The organism is Salinibacterium sp. SWN1162, assembly GCF_015864675.1.
Taxonomy (GTDB): domain Bacteria; phylum Actinomycetota; class Actinomycetes; order Actinomycetales; family Microbacteriaceae; genus Rhodoglobus.
In genome coordinates this window covers 123362-144260 of sequence record NZ_JADYWT010000001.1, presented here as the reverse complement: position 1 = coordinate 144260, position 20899 = coordinate 123362, and the positions used below count along the sequence as shown (strand labels likewise).

The 20899-nt window shown below is 62.5% G+C and carries 18 protein-coding genes; 9 read left to right on the top strand and 9 right to left on the bottom strand.

The genetic code is table 11. The features are described 5' to 3' along the window. The first annotated feature begins 12 nt into the window (after positions 1–12). The gene (locus I6E58_RS00700) at positions 13–993 is read left to right on the top strand and encodes an NAD-dependent epimerase/dehydratase family protein (RefSeq protein WP_197129306.1); all 981 of its coding nucleotides are present in this window, start codon (positions 13–15) and stop codon (positions 991–993) included. A gap of 43 nt (positions 994–1036) precedes the next feature. Here the strand turns inward: I6E58_RS00700 and I6E58_RS00695 are convergent, their stop codons facing one another. The 8 genes from I6E58_RS00695 to I6E58_RS00660 form a co-directional block, all read right to left on the bottom strand. Then, entirely contained in the window at positions 1037–2119 is a 1083-nt protein-coding gene (locus tag I6E58_RS00695) for an NADH:flavin oxidoreductase/NADH oxidase (protein ID WP_129072752.1), read from the bottom strand. A gap of 37 nt (positions 2120–2156) precedes the next feature. Beyond that, positions 2157–2468: a (2Fe-2S)-binding protein gene (locus I6E58_RS00690; protein WP_197129304.1), complete on the bottom strand. Its 312-nt coding sequence runs from the start codon at positions 2466–2468 to the stop codon at positions 2157–2159. Further along, a complete protein-coding gene (locus I6E58_RS00685; protein WP_197129299.1) occupies positions 2465–3409 on the bottom strand; it encodes a dihydrodipicolinate synthase family protein in 945 nt (314 codons plus the stop codon). Before I6E58_RS00685 ends, I6E58_RS00690 begins: the two co-directional genes overlap by 4 nt. Positions 3410–3496: 87 nt before the next feature. Beyond that, positions 3497–6181: an FAD-dependent oxidoreductase gene (locus I6E58_RS00680; RefSeq protein ID WP_197129295.1), complete on the bottom strand. Its 2685-nt coding sequence runs from the start codon at positions 6179–6181 to the stop codon at positions 3497–3499. 3 nt (positions 6182–6184) lie between these two features. Continuing rightward, on the bottom strand, positions 6185–7015 hold the full coding sequence (locus I6E58_RS00675) for an ABC transporter substrate-binding protein (RefSeq protein WP_197129292.1): 831 nt from the start codon (positions 7013–7015) through the stop codon (positions 6185–6187). A gap of 60 nt (positions 7016–7075) precedes the next feature. Next, complete coding sequence (locus I6E58_RS00670) at positions 7076–7849, bottom strand: amino acid ABC transporter permease (RefSeq protein WP_197129289.1); 774 nt, start codon at positions 7847–7849, stop codon at positions 7076–7078. Beyond that, the gene (locus I6E58_RS00665) at positions 7849–8637 is read right to left on the bottom strand and encodes an amino acid ABC transporter ATP-binding protein (RefSeq protein WP_231595102.1); all 789 of its coding nucleotides are present in this window, start codon (positions 8635–8637) and stop codon (positions 7849–7851) included. Before I6E58_RS00665 ends, I6E58_RS00670 begins: the two co-directional genes overlap by 1 nt. An 8-nt stretch (positions 8638–8645) precedes the next feature. Beyond that, the gene (locus tag I6E58_RS00660) at positions 8646–9611 is read right to left on the bottom strand and encodes a VOC family protein (RefSeq protein ID WP_197129286.1); all 966 of its coding nucleotides are present in this window, start codon (positions 9609–9611) and stop codon (positions 8646–8648) included. Positions 9612–9922: 311 nt separating this feature from the next. Here I6E58_RS00660 and I6E58_RS00655 point away from each other — a divergent pair, with 311 nt between their 5' ends. Genes I6E58_RS00655 through I6E58_RS00645 form a run of 3 tightly spaced genes read left to right on the top strand, consistent with a single transcriptional unit; the run spans position 9923 to position 12542 of the window. After that, the gene (locus I6E58_RS00655; protein ID WP_197129283.1) at positions 9923–10705 is read left to right on the top strand and encodes an SDR family NAD(P)-dependent oxidoreductase; all 783 of its coding nucleotides are present in this window, start codon (positions 9923–9925) and stop codon (positions 10703–10705) included. Next, positions 10706–11485 carry an SDR family NAD(P)-dependent oxidoreductase gene (locus tag I6E58_RS00650; RefSeq protein WP_197129280.1) on the top strand — a complete coding sequence of 260 codons (780 nt, stop codon included), beginning with the start codon at positions 10706–10708 and terminating at the stop codon, positions 11483–11485. A gap of 55 nt (positions 11486–11540) precedes the next feature. Further along, complete coding sequence (locus I6E58_RS00645) at positions 11541–12542, top strand: 3-hydroxyacyl-CoA dehydrogenase (protein WP_197129278.1); 1002 nt, start codon at positions 11541–11543, stop codon at positions 12540–12542. A 91-nt stretch (positions 12543–12633) separates the two neighbouring features. On the opposite strand, the gene I6E58_RS00640 is transcribed toward I6E58_RS00645, so the two are convergent. Beyond that, on the bottom strand, positions 12634–15648 hold the full coding sequence (locus I6E58_RS00640) for a cell wall-binding repeat-containing protein (protein ID WP_197129276.1): 3015 nt from the start codon (positions 15646–15648) through the stop codon (positions 12634–12636). A gap of 677 nt (positions 15649–16325) precedes the next feature. Here I6E58_RS00640 and I6E58_RS00635 point away from each other — a divergent pair. From I6E58_RS00635 to I6E58_RS00615, 5 genes are all read left to right on the top strand, one after another. Next, positions 16326–16787 (top strand): hypothetical protein, encoded by a 462-nt coding sequence (locus tag I6E58_RS00635; RefSeq protein WP_129072764.1) that lies wholly within the window; start codon positions 16326–16328, stop codon positions 16785–16787. 80 nt (positions 16788–16867) lie between these two features. After that, complete coding sequence (locus tag I6E58_RS00630) at positions 16868–18061, top strand: MFS transporter (RefSeq protein ID WP_197129274.1); 1194 nt, start codon at positions 16868–16870, stop codon at positions 18059–18061. Between the two features lie 237 nt (positions 18062–18298). Beyond that, positions 18299–18925 (top strand): SipW-dependent-type signal peptide-containing protein, encoded by a 627-nt coding sequence (locus I6E58_RS00625; protein WP_307841913.1) that lies wholly within the window; start codon positions 18299–18301, stop codon positions 18923–18925. 4 nt (positions 18926–18929) lie between these two features. Beyond that, entirely contained in the window at positions 18930–19553 is a 624-nt protein-coding gene (locus I6E58_RS00620) for a SipW-dependent-type signal peptide-containing protein (protein WP_255531442.1), read from the top strand. 9 nt (positions 19554–19562) lie between these two features. Continuing rightward, entirely contained in the window at positions 19563–20882 is a 1320-nt protein-coding gene (locus I6E58_RS00615; protein WP_197129270.1) for a signal peptidase I, read from the top strand. The last annotated feature ends 17 nt before the right edge of the window (positions 20883–20899 follow it).

Below are 20899 nucleotides of genomic sequence, written 5' to 3'. Positions count from 1 at the left end.
AAAGAGGCACGCGTGAGAGTTGTTGTCATTGGAGCGACGGGACACGTCGGCGGCTATCTGATCCCCGAGCTTGTAGGGTCCGGCCACGATGTTGTCGCGGTGAGTCGCACAGCAACTCCGCGCTACCGCCAGCACGAGGCGTGGGATTCGGTTGAGCATGTCATGGTCGACCGCGAGGCTGGCGAAACGGCCGGCACCTTCGCTGACGACATTGCGGCGCTGAACGCCGATGTCGTCATCGACATGATCTGCTTCACTCCGGAGTCAGCCGCGCACCTCGTCGAAGGGCTTCGAGGGCGCGTTCAGCGCCTCATCATGTGCAGCACAATTTGGGTGAAGGGTCGCTTGTCGGCGGTGCCCGCGGATGAAGACGTCGTGAGTGAGCCCTGGGGCGATTACGGCATCCTCAAGGCCGCGATTGAAGAACTCTTACGTCTGGAATCGCTGCGGCCGGACGGGCTCCCGAGCACCGTCATTCGCCCGGGCCAGATTTGTGGGCCAGGCTGGGCCGTCATCACCCCCCAGGGGCACGGCGGCCTTGAGGTGTGGGAGACGCTCGCCGCCGGCGAACCGCTAGCGCTGCCGAACTTCGGGCTCGAAACGCTTCACCACGTTCACGCGAGTGATGTCGCGCAAGTGTTTCAGTTGGCTCTGGAGCGAGAAACCGCTCCGGCCTTCGACGTCTTCAACGCCGTTGCCGCGCGTGCCAGTAACCTTCGCGGGTTGGCGGCGGCGATCTCTCAGCGCTTCGGTCACGAAATCACCTATGACTTTCTCCCGTTCGAGAGCTTTCGCGAACGAGTGACACCCAAGCAAGCATCCACGTCGTTCGAGCACATCACTCGAAGCCATGTCATGAGTATTGAACGCGCGCAGACCGAGTTGGGCTATCGCCCGCGCTTCACGGCAGAGGAAGCCGTGGCATCATCCGTTGGCTGGCTGTGTGCGACGGGTGGGCTCACAGCAAAGGCCGCCGAGCGGTGGCTGAGTTAACCACTGCTCGACGGCCTCCCAGAACTGTGGGCGACTCGCGCGCTTAGGGAATGCTGTTCCAGTACTTTGCGCGGTTGTACTGCCACGCCCACTCAAGCTCGCCACCGAGCTCTGAGGCTGCGCGCAGTGCAAAGTTGGGCTCGCGCAAGAACTGGCGAGCGACGAACACGATGTCGGTGTCGCCGGTGACGATGGCGGCCTCTGCCTGTTGGGGCGACGTGATGAGGCCGGCAACGCCAACGGGCAGGTCAACCTCGGCACGGATTTTGCGTGCCAACGGCTGCTGGTAGCCCGGTCCCGGAACGATGTGCTGACCGGGGTTGTTGCCGCCGGAGGAGACGCTGATGAGGTCAACGCCCTCAAGGCTACGAATAACCGCGATCGTGTCATCGACTGTCACGCCGCCGTCAACCCACTCGGTGGCCGAGAGGCGCACGACAAGGGGCATGTCGGTGGGGATGACTTCGCGCACGGCGGCAACGACTTCGCGAAGGATGCGGGTGCGTCCGGCCTCATCGGTGCCATATTCGTCGGTGCGAGTGTTCGAGGTCGGCGACAAGAACTGCCCCAAGAGATAGCCGTGGGCGGCGTGCACCTCAACGAGGTCGAAGCCCGCTTCGACTGCTCGGCGTGCAGCATCCCGATAGTCGTCAATAACCTTGGTGATGCCGGCGTGATCGAGCGCGAGAGGAGCCGCGAAGGGCTCGTATGGAAGATTGGTAGGCCCGACCGTCTGCCAGCCACCCTCAGCCGGAGGAACGTAACCGCGACCGCGCGTGGGCGGGGCTGTTGAAGCCTTGCGGCCCGCGTGCGAGAGCTGCATCCCGATGAGAGAGTCCATGCTGTGCACGAAGTCCACGACGCGGCGCCAGCCGATGGTGTGCTCGTCGTTCCAGAGCCCGGCATCGTCAGGCGAGATCCGGCCTTCGGGCGAGACAGCGGTGGCCTCGGTCATGATGAGACCCGCGCGGCCGAGTGCAAACGAGCCATAGTGGGCGATGTGGAAGTCAGCGGGCTGACCATCAATCGACGAGTACATGCACATGGGGGCTACCCAGAGGCGATGCGGAACAGTCAGACCATTAATCGTGATCGGTTCGAATAGTTGAGATTGGGGCTGAGACATACAGGGTCCTTTCGAGGGAGATCACTACACACGGTGGTTACTGCGGGTCAGAAGCAAGCCCTGAGCCGCGCTGTCGTTCTACGGTCAGGCCATCCCGCACCCACGTCACGCACGTGCGGGTGTTGGGAACGCCGTCGACCGTCATGACGCAATCGAAACAAATGCCCATGCCGCAGAAGTATCCCCGCGGCTCACCTGATTCGTGTTCGCGAAGATCGTTCTGGCCGCACGCCATGATTGCGGCGGCGACGCTTTCGCCTTCAAACGCATCCTGGGGCGCACCGTCAACAACGATACGCACCGGCGCTCCACGTTCCATGCCGTGGCCCGGGATGCGGCCCGAGGTCACGCGTGCCTCGCAGTGGAGTTCAGCAATCCTTCATCGACAAGCACGGCGCGCATGGCATCCAATGCGGCAGGGTCGCTGACGGGCAGGCGCGGGCGTCGAACGTGGCCGGCCGGCTGGTCGAGCATGTGCATGAGGGCCTTGAGCTGCGACTGGTAGCCGCCGTAAATGCCTGCCCAGCCGCCGGGAAGCCAGAGTTTCGGAAAGAGCTGGTCTTGCACCGCGGCATAGCGTTCCATCGCGTCGAAGTCACCTGCCCAGTAGTTCTCCCAGAACTGCGGATCGGGAGAGCCGAAGAGAGAGCCGCCACCGACGGTTCCATCGCCGCCTTCGGTACGCAACACTTCGACTCCACGAGCGGACATGTACGGGCCGAAGACGCGAACGCGATCGCGAACACGTCGCGAGGTTTCAAAGAACTGGTCGACGTTGGGAGTGCTGTCTTTGATCGCCACGACCGAGTCGATGTCGGCGAGACGATCAGCAAGGTCAGAATCGATATCGATGCCGGTTCCGTGCGGCCAGTTGTAGACCACGATGGGGCCCTGAACGGCGGCGCTGATCTCTTCGTACCAGGCCACCACTTCGTTCGGAAAGAGCTTGATGTACGGGGGAGGCGAAACGAGAACGCCATCCGCGCCGGCATCGAGCGCGTGACGCGCTAACTCCGCAACGTTCTCGACGGTGTTCGAGGTGCACCCAATGAGTACGCGCATTCTTCCGGCTGCCGCAGCGACAGCAGTTTCGGCTACCGTCTTGCGCTCATCGACACTCTGAGAGAACCATTCTCCGCAGGTTCCGTTGACAGCGACACCGTGCATCCCGCGTTCGGCGTACTGATTGATCAGCGCGTGCATCGTGGTGGGGTCCAGCGCTCCCGACTCGGTAAACGGAGTCACAACGGCGGGAAAGTACCCTGCCCAATCGACATCATCACGGTTCATCTCAACACTCCTCTATATCTGGTCTAAAAAATCTGGTCTAACGAAATCTGGTTTAACGAAACTGGGGCTGACGTCATGCCGCGCAACCTACGACATCCGATCGAGGGAGAAGCGCTGGTGAAAGGGCGACGTGCCTTTGTGCTCTGCGGCGATCTGTTCCGATAGTTGGTAGGCGAAGATCGGTGAGAAGGTAAAGCCGGTGGTAGCAACGCACGCGTAGTACCCGGGCACTTTTTCGGATTCCCCCACGATGGGCGACTTGTCGTCGGTGAAGGCAATTACTCCCGACCAGGTGCGGATGACCCGCACGTCGTCGAGCGCTGGAACGATGTCGCGGGCCACGTTGAGGTTGCCCGAGGCGCTCTGCCACTGGGTGGGATACCGAGTGGGGTAGGCAGATTCGCCCGTCGGCCAGCCACCACCCACGATGAAGCCGCCCTGCGACGTTTGCTTCAGAGTGAGCCGCCGGCCGATGTGCTGAACCATCGATGGCAGCAGTGGCGGGCGTGATTCGGTGACGTTCACGTGCAGGCCTTCGCGACGAATCGGGAAGTTGAGACCTACCATTTCGGCGAGTTCGCCCGCCCACGCTGCAGCGCAATTGACCACGCGGCGAGCGTAGTACGTGCCTTGGTTGGTGCGCACGGTGAAGCGTCGTGACTCTGATGCCTCATTCACTTCGATGCCGAGCACTTCGGTATGGGTCTTGACGGTGCCGCCAGCTTCTACTGCGCGCAACGCATAGAGAGGAGCTGTCGAGAGTGGATTCGCGTGGCCTTCAAGCCCGCAGTACGTCGCGCCGATGACGCGGTCAGAAAAGTACGGAGCACGATTCGCCAGTTCGGCGCCCGTCAGAACTTCGGTTTCAATCCCCGCTTCTGCCTCGAGCAGGTGCTTGTCGCGCAGAATCTGAAGCTGTTCCGGCGTCTCGGCAACCATCCAACCGCCGGTCTGGTGAAGCCCGACATCAGCCCCGAGCTCGGCGCTGAGACCCTTCCACAGCTCGTAGGCACGAACGCTGTCGCGGGCATCGCCGAGGAGTCGATCTCGGTCAGCGGACGTTCCCTGACCAGAGAGCTGGTGGATGGCAAGTTGAAAGTGGAAGCTTCCCGCATTGGTACCGGATGCTTCACGGTTAAGTTCGCCGCGCTCGAGCAGCGTGACATCGACGCCCTCTTTGGCGAGGTAGTAGGCTACGGCGGCCCCAGCGATTCCGCCACCGATCACCAACACGTCGGTCTCGCCGATCACGTTCGACGCTCCATCAGAGAGCGTGGCGGCGTTGAGGTCGGTGCGTTCGGGTTCCGTTTGTTGCCCGACCGAGGTGTCGAAGAGGCCGGGATCGGTGACCGCGGGGTTCGCGATCGCCCCGATTGCGGTTGGTCGCAGCGGCATCCGCGGTGTTGCGGGTTCGACGTCAGTGAGTGGTACTCCGCGACTGGTGGCAATCATTGCCGCAATGTGGCGGCCGCACATGCGTCCTTGGCAGGGGCCCATGCCGGCTCGCGTGAGGCCCTTGACGGCACTCACATCGGGAGCCTGCGTAATCGCGGCGGCGATGGTGGAGAGCTTGGTGCCCTCGCAGCGACAGACGGTGGTGTCTGGCTCGGCAAGCTCAAAGATTCCTTCGCCGACGTGGTACATCCGGTCAGCGGCTGAGGTGAGGGCGCGACGCCGTGCCACTCTTTTTAGCAGAGTGGATGCTCGTGAATCACTGTCGGGAGCGCTGAGAGCACCGGCGTCATTCGCGACCGCGAGGCCGGCGAGTCGCCCTTCATCGGCGGCGACGGCGGAGCCTTCAACGCCGGCACCGTCTCCGGCCGCATAGATTCCAGAGATTGTCGTGCGGCACCACTCATCGCGGCGTACGACGGGGCCACCCAGGTCTTCGTTGCTGTCGAAGTCGCAGCCGACAAGGCGGAGCAGTTCGGTTGACGGCGAGAAGCCGTAGCCGACGCAGAGAACGTCTGCCTCGATGGTCTCTTCCGTGTTGGGCCGTACGCGCCATTCAGCGTCGACGGCGGCGTGCACGACTCGTTCAACCCGCCCGTCACCCTCGACACGCACGATGATGCGACCGTATTTCAGGGGGATCTTGTGGGTGAGCAGTGATGCCCGATACTTGGCCGCATCCAGAAGCAGTCCGATGTTTCCCGGTGCGGCGAGTCCCACGCGGGCGAGATCGCCGATGCCGGGAGTGGGGCCCGATTCAAGCGCGGTGACAATGTTCGCGCCGTAGCCCGCAAGCTGGGCGGGAAAGGCTAAGGCAACGGGCCCCGAGCCGGCAAAGACGATGCGCTTTCCGGGCACGACGCCTTGAGTTTTGGCGAGGGTTTGTAAGCCACCGGCGGTGATGACCCCGGGTAGAGTCCAGCCAGGAAAAACCACTGGCCGGTCATTGGCGCCCGCAGCGACGATGACGCGCGGGGCGCTCAGCCGCTCGACGGGGTTGCCTTCGCGCTGCACCATGGCGGTCCAGCCGTTGGCGGAAGGTTCAAGATTGACGACGCTGGCGCGAAGAATGATTTCTGCGTCGCTCTGCTCAGCCTCGTCAATGAGTAGACGCCCGGCACGGTACTGCGCGCCCATGGCGCGGGGGTCGGTTACCCGCATCCCGGGGCCAGGCTGTTTGTAGACCTGGCCCCCGAGAGTTGGGCGTTCGTCGATGAGCGCTGTTGTGAGGCCTGCAGCCGCTGCGGTGGATGCCGCAGCCATTCCAGCGGGGCCGCCCCCGACTACCAGAACATCGAAAATACGCTCATCTGTTGTCATGGTTTAGCAGCCACCTGGCATTTCGGGCATGGTCGGAGCCATGATCGACGTGTAAAGGTCTGCCATTGTTCCGTCGTTCTGTACGGAGCAGAGGAACTCGTCGAGCTGCTCTACGAGAGCACTGTTGCCCTTCTGTACTCCCCAGGCGCCGTAGTAGAGGCTCAGCGGACCATCGACCTCGGCCTGAGCAAGCTGGCCGGGGTTGGCGGTGTCGAACTGAGCGAGGATGTAGTCCTCGACGACGACTGCCGCTGCACGACCGGTAGCAACCTCAAGAAGCGCTGCGTTCTGGTCGGGGAATCCCTGCACCGTGGCGTTCGGGAAGTTGTCGCGGATCAGCTGTTCGTTACTCGACCCCTGAAGAGCCGTGATGATCACGCCCTCCTGGTTGAGCTCGTCGATCGTGAGGCTCGTGCTTTCGCCCTCCGGAACAGCGAGGATGCTGCTGTAAGGAACGTAGCCACGCGAGAAGTCGATAACTTCCTTGCGCTCGTCCGTTGCGCTCAGGCCAACGGAGACCATGTCGAACTGCTGTGCTTGTAGCCCAGGAATGAGGCCGGCGAAGTCAAGGTTCTTGATCTCCAGCTCGACGCCCATGTCGTCGGCGAGCGCATTGAGCAGCTCGACGTCGTACCCGGTCGGCTCATCGCCCTCGAGGTACATTTGAGGCTTGTACTGCAGGTTCATGCCGACGACGAGTACGCCGGGGGTCATGAGCGCGCTGTCTTCTTCGGTCATGGTCTCTTCAGTAGTGCTGCCACTGGCGCAGGCGGACAGCACCATCGCTGCCGCTGCCATTGCCGCGACGAGCGGCATACGGAGTGATTTCTTCATTGCATTCTCCTTCTAGTGTCAATCGTTGGGTGCGAACTAGGTACCGGGTCGGTCGGGGAGTTACTTCACAAACAGTTGTGCGGTCGCGAGTGAGTTGGCTTTCGTGCTCGCGACAATTTTTTCTATCGTGCGGCGCTGGCGTGCCCGAATAGCACGACCGATCAAGGCCTTGGGCGGGCGCACGTACACCCCTTCGATGAGGCGGAAGATGAGGTCGATTGCGAATGCCGCGATCACGTAGATGATGGCTGCGGCGGTGTAGAGAACGAAGGGTTGGAAGGTTGTCGCGACCAGGTTCTGGGTTACGCGCACTACCTCGAGCAGCCCGATCACGGTGAAGGTCGAGGTGTCCTTGACCATGCCGATGTACATGCTGCCGATGTTGGGCAACGCAATTTTGATGGCCTGGGGGAGCGTTACCGAGAAGAAGATCTGGCTGGTGCGCATTCCGAGTGCCCAGCCGGCTTCGGTGTGGCCGTGCGGCACGGCAGCCAGTGCTGAGCGAAAGATTTCCGCCAAGAACGCGCTGTAGAGCATCGAGAGCGCAATGACGCCAGCTTGGAAGACGCTAAAGCTAATGCCGAGTACCAGAGAGAGCCCGAAGTACACCCAAATAACACTGACTAGTGCGGGTACACCTCGAAAGACGTTGATGTACACGACGGCGATCCAGCTCACCGATTTGGGGCCGTTTCGTAGGACTGCCAACAGCAGTCCGACGACCGTGGAGATGAGTAGTGCCACTGTCGAGACGGAAAGGGCCGTCCACATCCCGTTGATGAGTGCTTCCCGGTTTTCCCAGATCAGCCCCCAGTCGAAGTCTGCCAAGCTCATTACTTCACCGCTTTCAAAAACTCTTTGGCACGATCGGTGGTGCAGTCGTCGTAGAACCCCCGTGGGCCCGACTCGATAATTCGTCCGTCTTCCATGAAGACGTTGAGGTCGCCGATCTCGCGGGCGAAGCCGAATTCGTGGGTGACAACCACGATCGTCATTCCGGTTTCTGCCACTTCGCGCATGCTCTTGAGCACCTCACCCACCAGTTCAGGGTCGAGGGCGGATGTCGGCTCATCGAACAGGATGACGTCGGGGTCGAGCGCCAGCGCACGGGCAATCGCGACCCGCTGCTGCTGGCCGCCAGAAAGTTCGGAGGGGTAGTGGCCTGCGCGTTCCAGCAGCCCTACCTTGCGCAAGGCCTCGGCTGCGTGTTCGCGAGCGTCGCTCTTGCTTTTGCCCTGTGCTTTGCGTTGCGGGAGTGCGACGTTATCAAGAGCGCACAAGTGGGGAAATAGGTTGAACTGTTGAAAGACCATGCCCACCTTGCGGCGAAGCTGCAGCTTGGTGCCGCGCTTGACCTTGGCGTCGCCCTCTAGTCCGGGGCCGTATTCGACGCCATCGATCTTGAGTGAACCCTTCGTGGGTTCTTCGAGGAGGTTGATGCTGCGAAGCACCGTCGACTTTCCCGATCCTGACGGGCCAAAGAGTACGACGTGCTCGCCGCGGTGGATATCAAGGTTAATGCCGTGCAGAACCTCGGTCTCGCCAAAGGACTTGTGAATTCCACGCAGTTGCACGATGGGCGTGCGGTCGGGATTCTGCTGTTGGTGCGGGGTGTCAAACATATTCTCACTCACGCTCGGACTTCGGTAATGGAGACGTACAGGCCTGCGGGGTCTTGGAAGTAGGCGTAACGCCACACCTGACCGTCGGGCATAGCGATCTCGACAGGTTCTCCGACGAGCGGAACATCAATCGACTTGAGGTACGCCAGTGCGAGGTCAAGGTTGCGAGCACCGATTGCAAATTCGAAGGTGCCGAGGTGCCCCCACTCGCCGCGCATGTCCGCTCCGGGAGGGTCTTGTTGCACAGGCTCGAGCGCGCCACCGTGAGGGCTGGTGAGCAACATCATCCGCTGCACGGGAGGTACGCGACCGACCGATTCAAACCAGGGGTTCATCGGCTCATTGACTCCACTGGCGTCAAACAATTTGCCGGTGAATCCGAGGGCGCGGTAAAAAGCTTCGGTGCGGTCGATGTCGTGAACGCCGAAGGCAACATGGTTGACCCCTTGAGGGCCAGTGGGATGCGGCCATCCGGCTTCGAGACTCGACCATTCGATGAGTTCGATCTTCGCGCCATCGGGGTCGGACACATAAGAGAGGCCGCAGTGCGTCTGGTACGGCTCAAGTACCTGATCGTCGGGTGCCATAAGGCTGGTGTGGCCGGCGCTCACGAGCGACTCGTAAAACTCGGCTTGACCCTTCACGTGAAGGCACACTTCACAGATGCCGGGCTCGCCGTAGGCGAAGCCTTCGGGAATCGGAGCTGCCGGTCGGTTCGTCAGTTGCACAAGCTTCACGCCCGACCGTCCGAGAACAGTGGGGTTGATGCTGCGGAGATAGACGACGCGGGCCTCGGTGGCAGCGTGCCCGGTGGCCTGTTCAAGACCGCCGAGGGGGCCGCTGTAGTCGAAGACCACGTCGGAGAAGCCGAGCTGAGCATAGAAATCGAGCGACGCCTGCATGTCTGAGACGCCGACTCCGATGTGATCGAGGCCGACCAAGGAGCCGAAACCGTACGTGGAATGACTGGACATTCGAATCCTCCGGTGCTCGAAATGGTGGCGACTGAGGTGCCGAGAGGGCTTGCTGTGCTGATCACGGCACGGGATGACTGCTGTGTCGCCCGTGCAGAAATGTTTGCACACCGAACGTTTGAACGCAATACGAACATAAAAGTTCGTATTGCGTTCAAAGGTTCGCATATCGTACTGTTTTGTACAGCGACCCCCCGATTTCTAGGGAAACCACCAAATTCTGGGGTCGGACCGCCGTCGCCACGAACTTGCGAGGATGCGCAACAGAACGCCGCACCACACTCGTCAGCCGAAGAAGCACTGGAGGGGAAATGGACGAAACAGCACACGCGCCCCGATCGAATTTCGCATCAACCGAATTCGCATCGCGCCGCTTTCTCGTATCCGGTGGAGCGCAAGGTCTCGGGCTCGCCATCGTGAAACGCTTAGCGGCAGCCGGTGCCTCAGGACTCATCCTTGACCTCGGTGCGAACTCCGCGTCTCCAGCCCCCTGGCCCTCCGTTGCCGTCGATGTCACCGATGAATCAGCGGTGCGGCACGCGATCGAAAGCGACGTCGCCGCCCACGGCCCTTTTAATGGGCTCGTAGCAGCAGCCGGAATCGTTCCGGCCTGGCACAGCCCGACAGATATCGACCTCGAACTCCTCGATCGCACCATGGCCGTGAACGTCACGGGTTTCGTTTCGGTCATGAAGTACGCGGCGCACGAGATGCCTCCCGGATCCACGATCGTCGCAATTGGTTCGCTCAACTCGTGGCGCGGAGACCCCAACGTCATGGCGTATGCCGCGAGCAAGCATGCGGTACTGGGCGTTGTGCGTTCGGCGGCTCAATCGCTTGGACCTCGCGGCATCCGAGTCAATGCTGTCGCCCCAGGCCCCGTCGCCACCGACGCACTGCTCGGTCGGATGAAGTCACGCAGTAGTAGTACTGGCTTGCAACCCGCCGACGCGATCCGCGCCGCGGAGCAACTCACCGTGCTGGGGGCGCTCGCCACCCCCGACGACATCGCGAACGCTGTGGCCTTTCTTTCGGGGCCGCAGTCTGCGGCAATCACTGGCCAGATTCTTCCCGTTGACGGAGGGCTGCTCTAAATGGTTGATCACACGAACACACTCGATCTCTCGAATCGCACCGCGCTTGTCACGGGCGTCTCGGGAGCGATCGGATCACAGATCGGCTCCACGTTCCTAGCCCGCGGCGCCCGGGTTGCGGGCACGTTCCGCAGTCGCGAAGCAGAGGGGCAGGCCGCGCTCGCCGCAGCGAGCCCCGGGCAGTCCACTCTTTTGCCGGCAGAGATCGACTCACCGCAATCGGCGCGCGACCTGTGGAAGCGTGCCGAAGAGTGGAACGCACTCGACACTCTGGTGGTGAACGCGGCGGCGATGGCATCCGCCCCTCTCAGCGGTCATGACAACGACGCGTGGGACCGCAGCTGGGAAAGCCTTCTCCAGATCAACGTGCTGGGGGCGGCAACGCTCATGCGCGAAGCGGCACTCTCCTTCGCGGAGCGTGGCTATGGCAGCATCATCGCAATCTCAAGCTGGGCAGCGGAGCAGGGGTCTCGAATCCCCGACGCGAACGCGTACGCAGCGTCGAAGGCAGCCCTCCGCAATTTCGCTCAAACTCTCGCGCGTTCCTATGCCCGCGACGGGGTGCGCGTCTACATCGTCGCCCCCGGCGTCGTCGGCGGGGGCATGGGCACTTCCGGTCTTCAGCCCGCCGAGATTCAGGCCACAGCCGAGGGACTCGCGATGGGGCAGCACGTTGATCCGTGCGAGGTCGCTGAGCTTGCCGCCTTCTTGGCTACCGATCGGTGTCCGAGTCTTACCGGGTCAACGATCGACCTCAATGGGGCGTCGTACATCCGTTAGCCCCTCTCACTTCTTCTTGCCTCGAGCACTCACACTTTCTAGTTAGGGCCAACCCATGACACACCATTCGAATCCCGCCGAAGTCACGGCGGATGCCGATATTCATTCGGTTGCCATCATCGGTGCCGGCAGTATCGGCATTGCCTGGTCGATTGTGTTCGCGTGTGCCGGAATCAACGTACGCATTTTCGAACTCGACGATGTGCGCCGGGCGTCAGCCCTGGACGCGGCCGAATCTTTGCTGTTGGAGATGCACGAAGCCGGCCTGTTCACCGAGTCCACCGCGGGCATCCTTGCCCGCATGAGCGTGTGGGACGAGCTGGCGGATGCCGTTGACGGCGTCGGATATGTGCAGGAGTGCATCGTAGAAGACGTCGAAGTGAAACGAGTTTTGTTCGGTCGACTCGACGAGTTGACCCCGCCACACGTGGTGCTGGCAAGCTCCACCTCCGCGATTCCGTCCTCTAAGTTCGCCAGCCACCTCGAGGGCCGCGCTCGCTGTCTCGTCGTCCATCCCGCCAACCCTCCGTACTTCTTGCGCGTGGCGGAGATCGTGCCAGCCGACTTCACCTCATCGAGAGCGGTAGAGATTGCCGCTGCCCTGCTCACGAGGGTGGATATCTCGCCGGTGCTCTTGAACACCGAGATCGAGGGTTTTGCCCTCAACCGTTTGCAGGGGGCGCTGTTGCGAGAGGCCTACTGCCTCGTCCGGGATGGCGTGGTGTCGGCGGTCGACGTCGATACTCTCGTGCGAGAGGGGCTCGGTCGTCGCTGGTCCGTTATCGGTCCGTTCACGACCAGCGAGCTGAACACGCGCGGTGGACTCCGCAAGCACTCCGAAGTGCTGGGATCGGTGTACGCGCGCTTTGGGCTCGAGCGCGGTAAAGACAACCCGTGGACCAGCGAGACGATCGACACTGTCGCGAACGCGATTGAGAACCACCTTCCGTATCCGCGGTGGGAAGAGAACGTTCGGGAACGCGACCACGCGATGATTCAGGTTGCGTCGCTCCTTCGCGGATTCGACAACCCGCTCAAACCGCGCGGGCCTGCTTAAACGCGCTGATCTTTCATCCGCTAGGCGCGGACAACGCACGAAGAGCGTGGCCGGCACAATCGCCGACCACGCTCTTCTGTGTTGTGCTCTGTTAGCTGCAGACCTTCAGGCTGGCGACCGAGGAGCTCAGCACTCCGGTGCCACCGAGCAGAACAACCTTCGGGTTGTTCAGGCTGCTGATGGCGGTCAGTACCGACTGCGGAACGCACTTCGCGTCGCTAATGAAGAGCGGTGCGCCTTCCGAACCGGCGAGAGCGGCACCAGCGAGAGCGTCAGCGAATCCTGCTCCCGTAGCGAGGTACACCGTTGTTGCGGAACTGAACTGATCCGCGTTGATCGCTACTGCCGTGGCGTAGCGGTCACCGCCACTGAGGCGCTTCACGGTGGTGAACTTCGTCTTCAGGTGCGTCGAGATTGCAGTTGTGACTGCACCCGTGCCGCCAGCGACCTTGATCGAGGTCACGCCCAGCGACTTGAGCAGCGTCACGGTTGCGGCATCCACTGTGCTGGCCTTGCCGGGGATCAGCACAACGGGGCCACCAAAGTTGGCAGCCGCCGGGCTTGCCGTCAACGCGTCCGGAAAGTTGCTTCCGTCGGCGAGGTAGGCGGTGGTGACAGACGAGGCGGGGAAGGTCGCTTTCGCGATCATCCGGGATGTCTCGTAGCGGTCTCCGCCACCAATGCGGCTCACCGACGGCTTGAAAGAGAGCGCTTGAATGCTCGACTTCACGCTGTTCGATACTGCGCCGGTGCCACCCACGATGATGACCTTGCTCGGCTTCAAACGAAGAAGCTCTGCCTTGGCTGCGGCGGACAACGAGTTGGGATCGGTGAGCAGAAGCGGTGCATCCTTGAAGGCGGCAGCTGAGCTTGCGCTGAGGGCATCAGCAAATCCGGTTCCGGTGGCGATGTAGACAACGGAGGCGCTGTCCCACTCCTGCGCAATCGTGGCGGCGGTCGCATAGCGGTCCGAGCCGGAGAGGCGCGAGACAACAATGTGGTCGTTGGTCACCGAGGCTGTCGACGGTGAGGTCGCGGCCGCACCGGTGTAGCCCGAGAGGGCGCCCGTCACCGTTACCGTGATCTTCTTGCCGAGCTGGGCTGCAGCAACCGTGTAGGTTGCGCTGGTGGCGCCGGCGATGGCGACTCCGTTTGCTTTCCACTGGTAGCTGAACCCGACTCCGGTATCCGGGGTCCACGTGGTTGCCTTGGGCTGGGCGGTCAGTGTCTCGCCGACCTGGGGTGTTCCGTTGATCGCGGGAGTCGCGGCGGTGATGACGGCGTGGAAGCCGTATTCCGTGTTGCCCCACGTGAGGCTAGATACCTGCGCGGCATGGTCAGCCTGAATTCCGAAGGCAGTGGCCTTAGCGTCGCCCGCAGCGTTCAGGGCATTGAGGATGACGTCGAGCGGGTACTCAGTGTTGGCAACGATCGTGTTACCGATGGCCTTGCTCGACTTCCACGGGTCAGTGAGGGAGAAGGTGTTCTCGCCCGCGGGCAGGCTGGCGGAACGCAACGTACCCCATCCAATCGGGCCACCGTGCGTGAACGCTACCTGGTACGTCACCGTTCCGCTGTCGACCGTGACAGCCGCGTGGCGGGCGAGTTGCGTGTAAAGGTCGCTTCCGTCGATCGGTGTGGTGAGTCCCTTGAGAATCTGAGAGTGAGCGGGATCTCCGAACGAGAGAGCACCGTTGGCTACCGAGAACGAGGTGCTCGGGTTGGCGTACCCCTCGTGCCACTGGGTGTAGTTCGCGGCGGTTTCGCTAAGCTGAATCTCTTGTGGCGTCACGACGACCTGCTTCGTTGCAGCCTCAAGTGAGCTGGGGCCGAAGTGGTACGTGGTGTCGTCGAAGGCGATGTCTTGAACGATGGCCGCGTTATCTGCCTGAACGCCAAAGCCCAAAAGGGTGATGCTGCCTTGTGCCTCGAGGAAGGCGACGAGGTCGGCGATCGTCGGAGCATTGGCGGGGGTGTACGTCGCGCCGCCGTTGAGCTTGAGCGGACGAGACGACACCCACGTGTCGGTCACATCGAAGTGATGTTCGGTGCCGGCAAGCAGCGCGGTGGAACGCAGCGTCGTGAAGGTGCTCGCGGCGCCGTACAGAATTGGGATCTGGAAAGTCACTTTGCCGTCGACAGTAGTGACGCTCGCGCTCGTGATCAGTTCTTCGAGCGCAGCAGCGCTGACCGGGCCGGGTGTTCCCCGCATGATTTGCGAGTGAACGCCGGTGCCCAAGTGGAGGCCATCGGCCGCGGTCGAATAAGCGCGCTGGGGGTTGTTGTAGCCCTCGTGCCAGCTCGTGTAGTTGTAGGTCGCGGATGCTGTGTCGCTGTCCTCGAAGGAAGCAATCTGGGAGTCATCGACGTTGACGGTGCTGGAGGTCGAATACGCGTCATCGCGACCGAATCCGTAACTCACACAGCCAACTTCGATCGACTCGATCACGGCATCGCCCAGTACGCCGGAGCCCAAGCTGTAACCGATCTGGAGAACGCGAGCGGTAGGGAATTCCTCAAGCCACTCATCGAGGGTGCCGTGGTACTGGCTGCCGGCAGAACCGGTGCTGTCGGGGGAACCGTCTTTCACGAACTGCGCTGTGCTGGAGTGGTCAGGAACCCAAAAGTCAGCTCCGTAGTGCAAGGGTTCGCCAACGAGAATCCCGTCGGCGGTGCCGTCAGCGTCGAAGTCGGTCACAAGCTGGAGACTGGGAACGCCACCGGAGTTGGACACAAAGTTGACGAGGGGTTCACCGACATCCTGGAGTGCGATGTCGGTCGCTTTGTAGGCCGCGGCCTTGTCAGTGGAGGTCGTACCGTCGGTCCACACGCGGAGGCCGGTGGCGGTGAACTCGTTGTGACCGGTCGCACGAGTGTCGGCGAAGGTCCAGCCCTCAGCATTCTGGTTAGTGGCGGTCGGGCCTGCGGTGATGGCCGTGCACGCTTCAGTGGTGGGTGCTGAGGCTGCCGCGTTGGCGGGCAGCGCTGCGGTAACCGAAACACCGACAACCAGAAGCGCGGTTGAGCCGATGGCCGCGATGCGACGTGAGCGTTTCGCCGCAAGCGGCGGCTTTTTCTGGGCAGAAGGGTCTTTAAGGGTCGACAAAGCAACACTCTCCGAATTCGGGTTTGGAGGCGAGATGAAGAAGCGGCTCGGGTGAACCTTGCCGCGTGGCACATCGGGTGTGAAGGGTCACGCGGGTGACGCAGGGTAGATCGGGTAAGGCACATCGGGGCGCGGTGATCGGCCACGCACGATAAGACGAAACCCTAGCGGCGCGGCTATCACGGGCAACAGGGGTGCCAAAAGTGGTACCGAGCGCAACTCCGGAAATCCGGGGGTATTTGCGAAGTGGTTTTTTCTCAGGAGCCTTTTTGGTGCCGAAAGTGGTCTACGTCGTTCGGCGGGGCAAACGGACCTTCTCAGCGCTCGATCCAGCGGCGCCCACCATTTACGCCATTTCTTGAGGCCGTGAAGCAACAGAAAGGGCGATGAGGCTCGGCATCGGTGGACTAACTGGTCTACCCCGATGGTCCTCACCGAGGGGTGAAGGGGTAGACACAACGGTCAACCGGGCCCCGGGGTCGCGGTTTTCAGAAGATCCAACTGATCGCCGCAATCGAATACACCGCAGAGAAGAACAGGCGAAGAGGGGAATGGTGCACGTTCGACATTGCAGAAATTAATTGCCGCTCGACTCATGAATCGCTCGACATTTTCTCGACTCTGGGCCTAGCCTATGAGTGGGGAAGGGGCTTACGTTCGATCGCGAGGATTTTCTCATGTCACAGGACTCGATGACCAAGCTGGTGGAGTCGGCCGACCTGTCGCAGGCGAAAGTGATCGTGGCACGTACCCAGCGACTGATTGTGACGGCGGCGCTCGCAACGGTCGGCTACGGCGCTTTTCTTCTGACGGGCAAGGGCATTTGTGCTGGCCTGTTAACCAGCGAAGGCGGCTTTATCGACGCGGACCGCAACGTCATCGTCAGCGTGCCGCAGTGCGTGTCTCTGGCTCAGGCGCCCAGCGGCGTCATCTACGTCGCGATCGCTGTCACCACGATTTTTGCGATCGGTACAGCGCGGCGCCGGGCAAGCACGGTTGCGGAGGCGATGCGCTATCTCGACCGTGCCGCCGTCGGCATCGTCATCCTGACGGTCGCAGCCCTCATCCTCAGTTATGCCTGGTTCTCGCTGCTTCCAAGCACGGGTGCGGACGGCGGCGGCACGTTCCTCTACCCGTGAACTTCGGCGCTGTAAATCCCGACATCCCGCTGCTGCCGTCGCCGTAATCAGCGGGGGTAGGTTGCTGCGAGAATTAGCGCATGACCGCCACCGCCGCCGCTACTCCGGCTCGCCTTCGCGCTGCCACGATTGCGACCTTCGTCGTCTTTGGAATTAATGGGTTGGTGTTTGCCAGTTGGGCGGCCCGCATCCCGGCGGTCACCGAAACGCTGGGCCTCACTCCCGGTCAGATGGGCGGCCTGTTGCTGTGCCTTGCGGTGGGTTCTCTCGTCGCGCTCCCGACCGCCGGCTACATCACCGAGCGAATCGGTGCCGCCAACACAGTGCGTGCCGGGGGGCTGCTCGCTGCCCTCGCCGGAGTGGGCATCGCGCTATCGCTATCTGCTGCGACCACCGTCGGCACCGCGATCTCCCTCTTCGTCTTTGGTATCGGCATTGGGCTCTGGGATGTCGCCATCAACATTGAAGGCGCCGACGTCGAACATCGACTGGGGCGCACCATCATGCCGCAGCTGCACGCGGCCTTCAGTGGGGGAGCATTCCTCGGCGCCATCATCGGTGCGGGCCTCGCCAACCTCGGCGTCGGGCTGCCGGCTCACCTCTTTGTCATCGCCCTCGTCGTAGCGGTAGCGACGCAATGGCTTCCGCGCTACTTTGTGCCGCGCATCCCGGAGCCAGCGCAGCCAGAGAGCGACGTTACGTCGACGAAGGTGCGCAGCGCCTGGAGCGACCGCCGCACCCTACTGATCGGTGTTGTAGTGCTCGGCGCGACCCTCACGGAGGGCGCCGGAAACGACTGGATTGCCAAGGCCGCTGTCGACGGACTCGAGGTGACCGAAGCCAACGGGGCCTTCATGTTCGCCACCTTCGTGCTGGCAATGACCGCCATGCGCTTATTCGGTGGCCGGGCGATCGATGCCTTCGGTCGCGTTCCTGTATTGCGGGGCAGCATGGTCGCGGCTGCCGTCGGACTCACCGTCTTCGTCTTCGCTCCGACCCTGTGGCTCGCTCTGATCGGGGTAGCCCTCTGGGGAGTCGGCGCTGCACTCGCTTTCCCCATGGGGATGTCGGCTGCCGCTGACGACCCCAAGCACGCTGCGGCCAGAGTCTCTGTCGTTGCCACTATCGGTTATGTGGCATTTCTGGCGGGCCCGCCATTGCTGGGGTTCCTCGGCGACGCTGTCGGAATCAGGGTCGCGCTGCTCGCTATCGGGGTGCCGATTCTGGTGGCGCTCGTGCTGGCAGGTGCGGCAAAGCCGCTGCCCAAGAAGTAGCTCGCCTGCTCCGAAGCCTGCTAAAAGGCGGGGCGTGCCCGCTTGTATCGCGGATGTAAAAAGTGAGGGCAACTCTTCCCCCGCGCTGGTTCGTTGTGCTTGACTGAGTGCAAAGTTCACGCATCTCACTTGTGGAACGGCAATTTTTGGGGGCCGTTCAGAGCGAGAACGACGTCGGGGATTAACCACCTCGCGACAGTGCACACCGCGGCGGAGCTAATCGGATCGGGGAATATTGTGGAGCAAGAAATCGAGAACATCAGCGACTCCAAAGCCATTCGGGGCCGTCGGAGTCGTCAGATCAAGGCCATCTTGGCCGGTGGCCTTGTGCTGGGAGTCGGGGCAGCAATCACGCTTGCAGCCTGGAACGATTCCGAGTTCGCGCAAGGTACCTTCTCGGCGGGTACCTTCAACCTCGTGGGCAGCACCGACGGCACGACGTTCGCTGAGCACGCCGCTGTCGGAACGCCGGCAACGCTCGCGTTCACTGTGAGTCCCACGCAACTGTCGCCCGGCGACATTGTCTACGCACCCTTCGCCGTGGAGTTGGATTCCTCCACCACCAACGATGCGGTTGTCACGGTTTCTAACGCTGCGACATCCGGCGTAATTAGCAACCTCAGCTACGAGCTCATTCAGCCCACTGCGTTCGGCTGCGCCAGCGGAACGACGGGAACCGAATTGGTCGCCGCGGGAACCGCCCTCGGCAGCGTACCCGCTTCCACCACCTTCACCCTCTCGAAGGGAACGCCGCCAACGACTGCCGGAGCGCCGGCCTTTCTGTGCTTCAAGGTGACCGCTGGTGCGCTCACTCAGGGGCAAACGGGAACAGCAACCATAGAGTTCGCCGCCGTCTCGCAATAGCGTCATGCAGCCGACGGCCAGGCCGCGGTCGAAGAGATTCTCTCCTCGGCTGCGGGCGGGGCTTGCGGGCGGCTTGGTGCTCGGAGTGGGTGCCACGATGACGCTGGCAAGTTGGAATGATTCTGAGTTCGCATCGAGCTCGTTTGAGGCGAGCAGTTTCGGCACCGAGTCGAGCACCGTCGCCGGAGTGTGGGCAGACAACGATGCCGCGCCCGGCGCCGCGCTCACGGTGGCTGCTGGATCGCTGAAACCGTCAGAGTCGAAGTATGCGTGGGTCAACATCCGGCTTTCGAGCGCGTCGACAATCGGCGGAACCGTGGCGTTGGCAAGCTCGACAACGTCGGGCGCGCTCATTCCCGCACTGGAGTTTCGTGCTGTGCGCACGCCGACTGCGTCTAGTGCGTGTAGTGCCGCTGCCTTCGCGGGAACCCCGAGCTACATCGCCGGGAACTCGACTACCTATCTCCCCATTACCGATGTTCCGGTCGCGCCGGCAGCTTCCACGCTCGCGCACCCCGGCGGGGAGCTTCGCTACTGCTTCCACATCCGCCTAAAAAGTTCTGCCGACAACAGCCTTCAGGGTGCAGTGGGGACAGCCACGTGGCTATTTGCGGGAACGTCGAACTAGGAATCAACGATGACTGCAACCGCACAGCACCGACCGAGTTTCGGCAGCCGCCTCGGCAACGCCCTGCTCACGGTCGCTGCTGCCGGAGGCGCGCTGTGCATTGTGCTCGTTCTGCTTGCGGTGGTGTTCAACATCACTCTCATCATGTTCAAGACCGGATCGATGAGCCCGACGATTCCCGCCGGTTCCCTCGCTGTCGTGAAAGAGATCCCCGCTGCCGAGGTTGCGGTGGGCGATGTCGTCACGGTCGACAGGCTTGGCGCCCTGCCCATCACTCATCGAGTGACATCCGTCGCCGCTGCTGACGGAGAGAGCCGCAGCATCACGATGCGCGGAGACGCCAATGAAGCGGATGACGCTGCCCCCTACCTCGTCGACACGGTTCGAATTGTGCTGTTCTCCTTTCCCGAACTCGCCTATCTGGTGAGCGCTGCGTCCACCCCGCAGATGTTGGGTGGGATAACGCTCGGAGCGACGCTACTGGTCACGTGGGCGTTCTGGCCACGCGAAGAGCCGCGCGCGCCTCGGTCACCGCGATCACCGCGATACCGAGCGCGGCACTCTGTCGACCAGACCGCTCGCCATGCCGCTGGAAATGCGACTGGGAATGCTGACGGGCCTGCCGCGGGCCCTGCTACGCGCCACGGCGCGAAGGCCGGGTCGGTTCTCGCCGTAGTGCTGCTCGCTGCCGGCAGCAGCATCGCCGGGGCGCCGCCGGCAGCTCACGCGGCGACGACCGAACAGATCATTGAGGGAACGGTGATGACCCTCACTTCGGTGGGTGATGGCTCCCGCATGTCGCATCTTGTGCCGACCGTCGCAGTGCCGTGGCAAGTCGGCGTTGACGCGTATGCCGGTGAGCCGGGCATCGTTCGTCTTTCGCTCTCAGCAGCGGGGGAGCTGTCTCTGGACCCGCAGGGGCTGCACGTGGCGGTGCGGGCGTGTGACGTGCGCTGGGTGAATGACACGTGCGCGGCGGGGGAGACAACAACGCTTGCTCTCGGGCCAGTGTCCGCGTTCGTCAATGGTGAGCGCGAGCTGCTGACGATTGCGGCCGACGAAGAACTGTGGCTGCTCATCGATGTGAGTCTTCCCGCTAATCCCATTCGGATCCCGGATGCCACGGCGACACTAACTCTGACGGCAGATGGCAGTGGCGACGTGGTCTCGGTGGGCAGTGACGTGAGTGCGATCGCCCGCACCGGAAGCGACCTCCGCCCCGCGCTTTTTACTGCGGTGTTCGCTGTACTCGGCGGAGTCGTGTTGGCCGCTCTGGCACGAATCAGCCGGCCGCGACCCCGGCGAGTGTCGCGTTCGCTAGACGACTAGCTAGAGAGTGCCCGTGA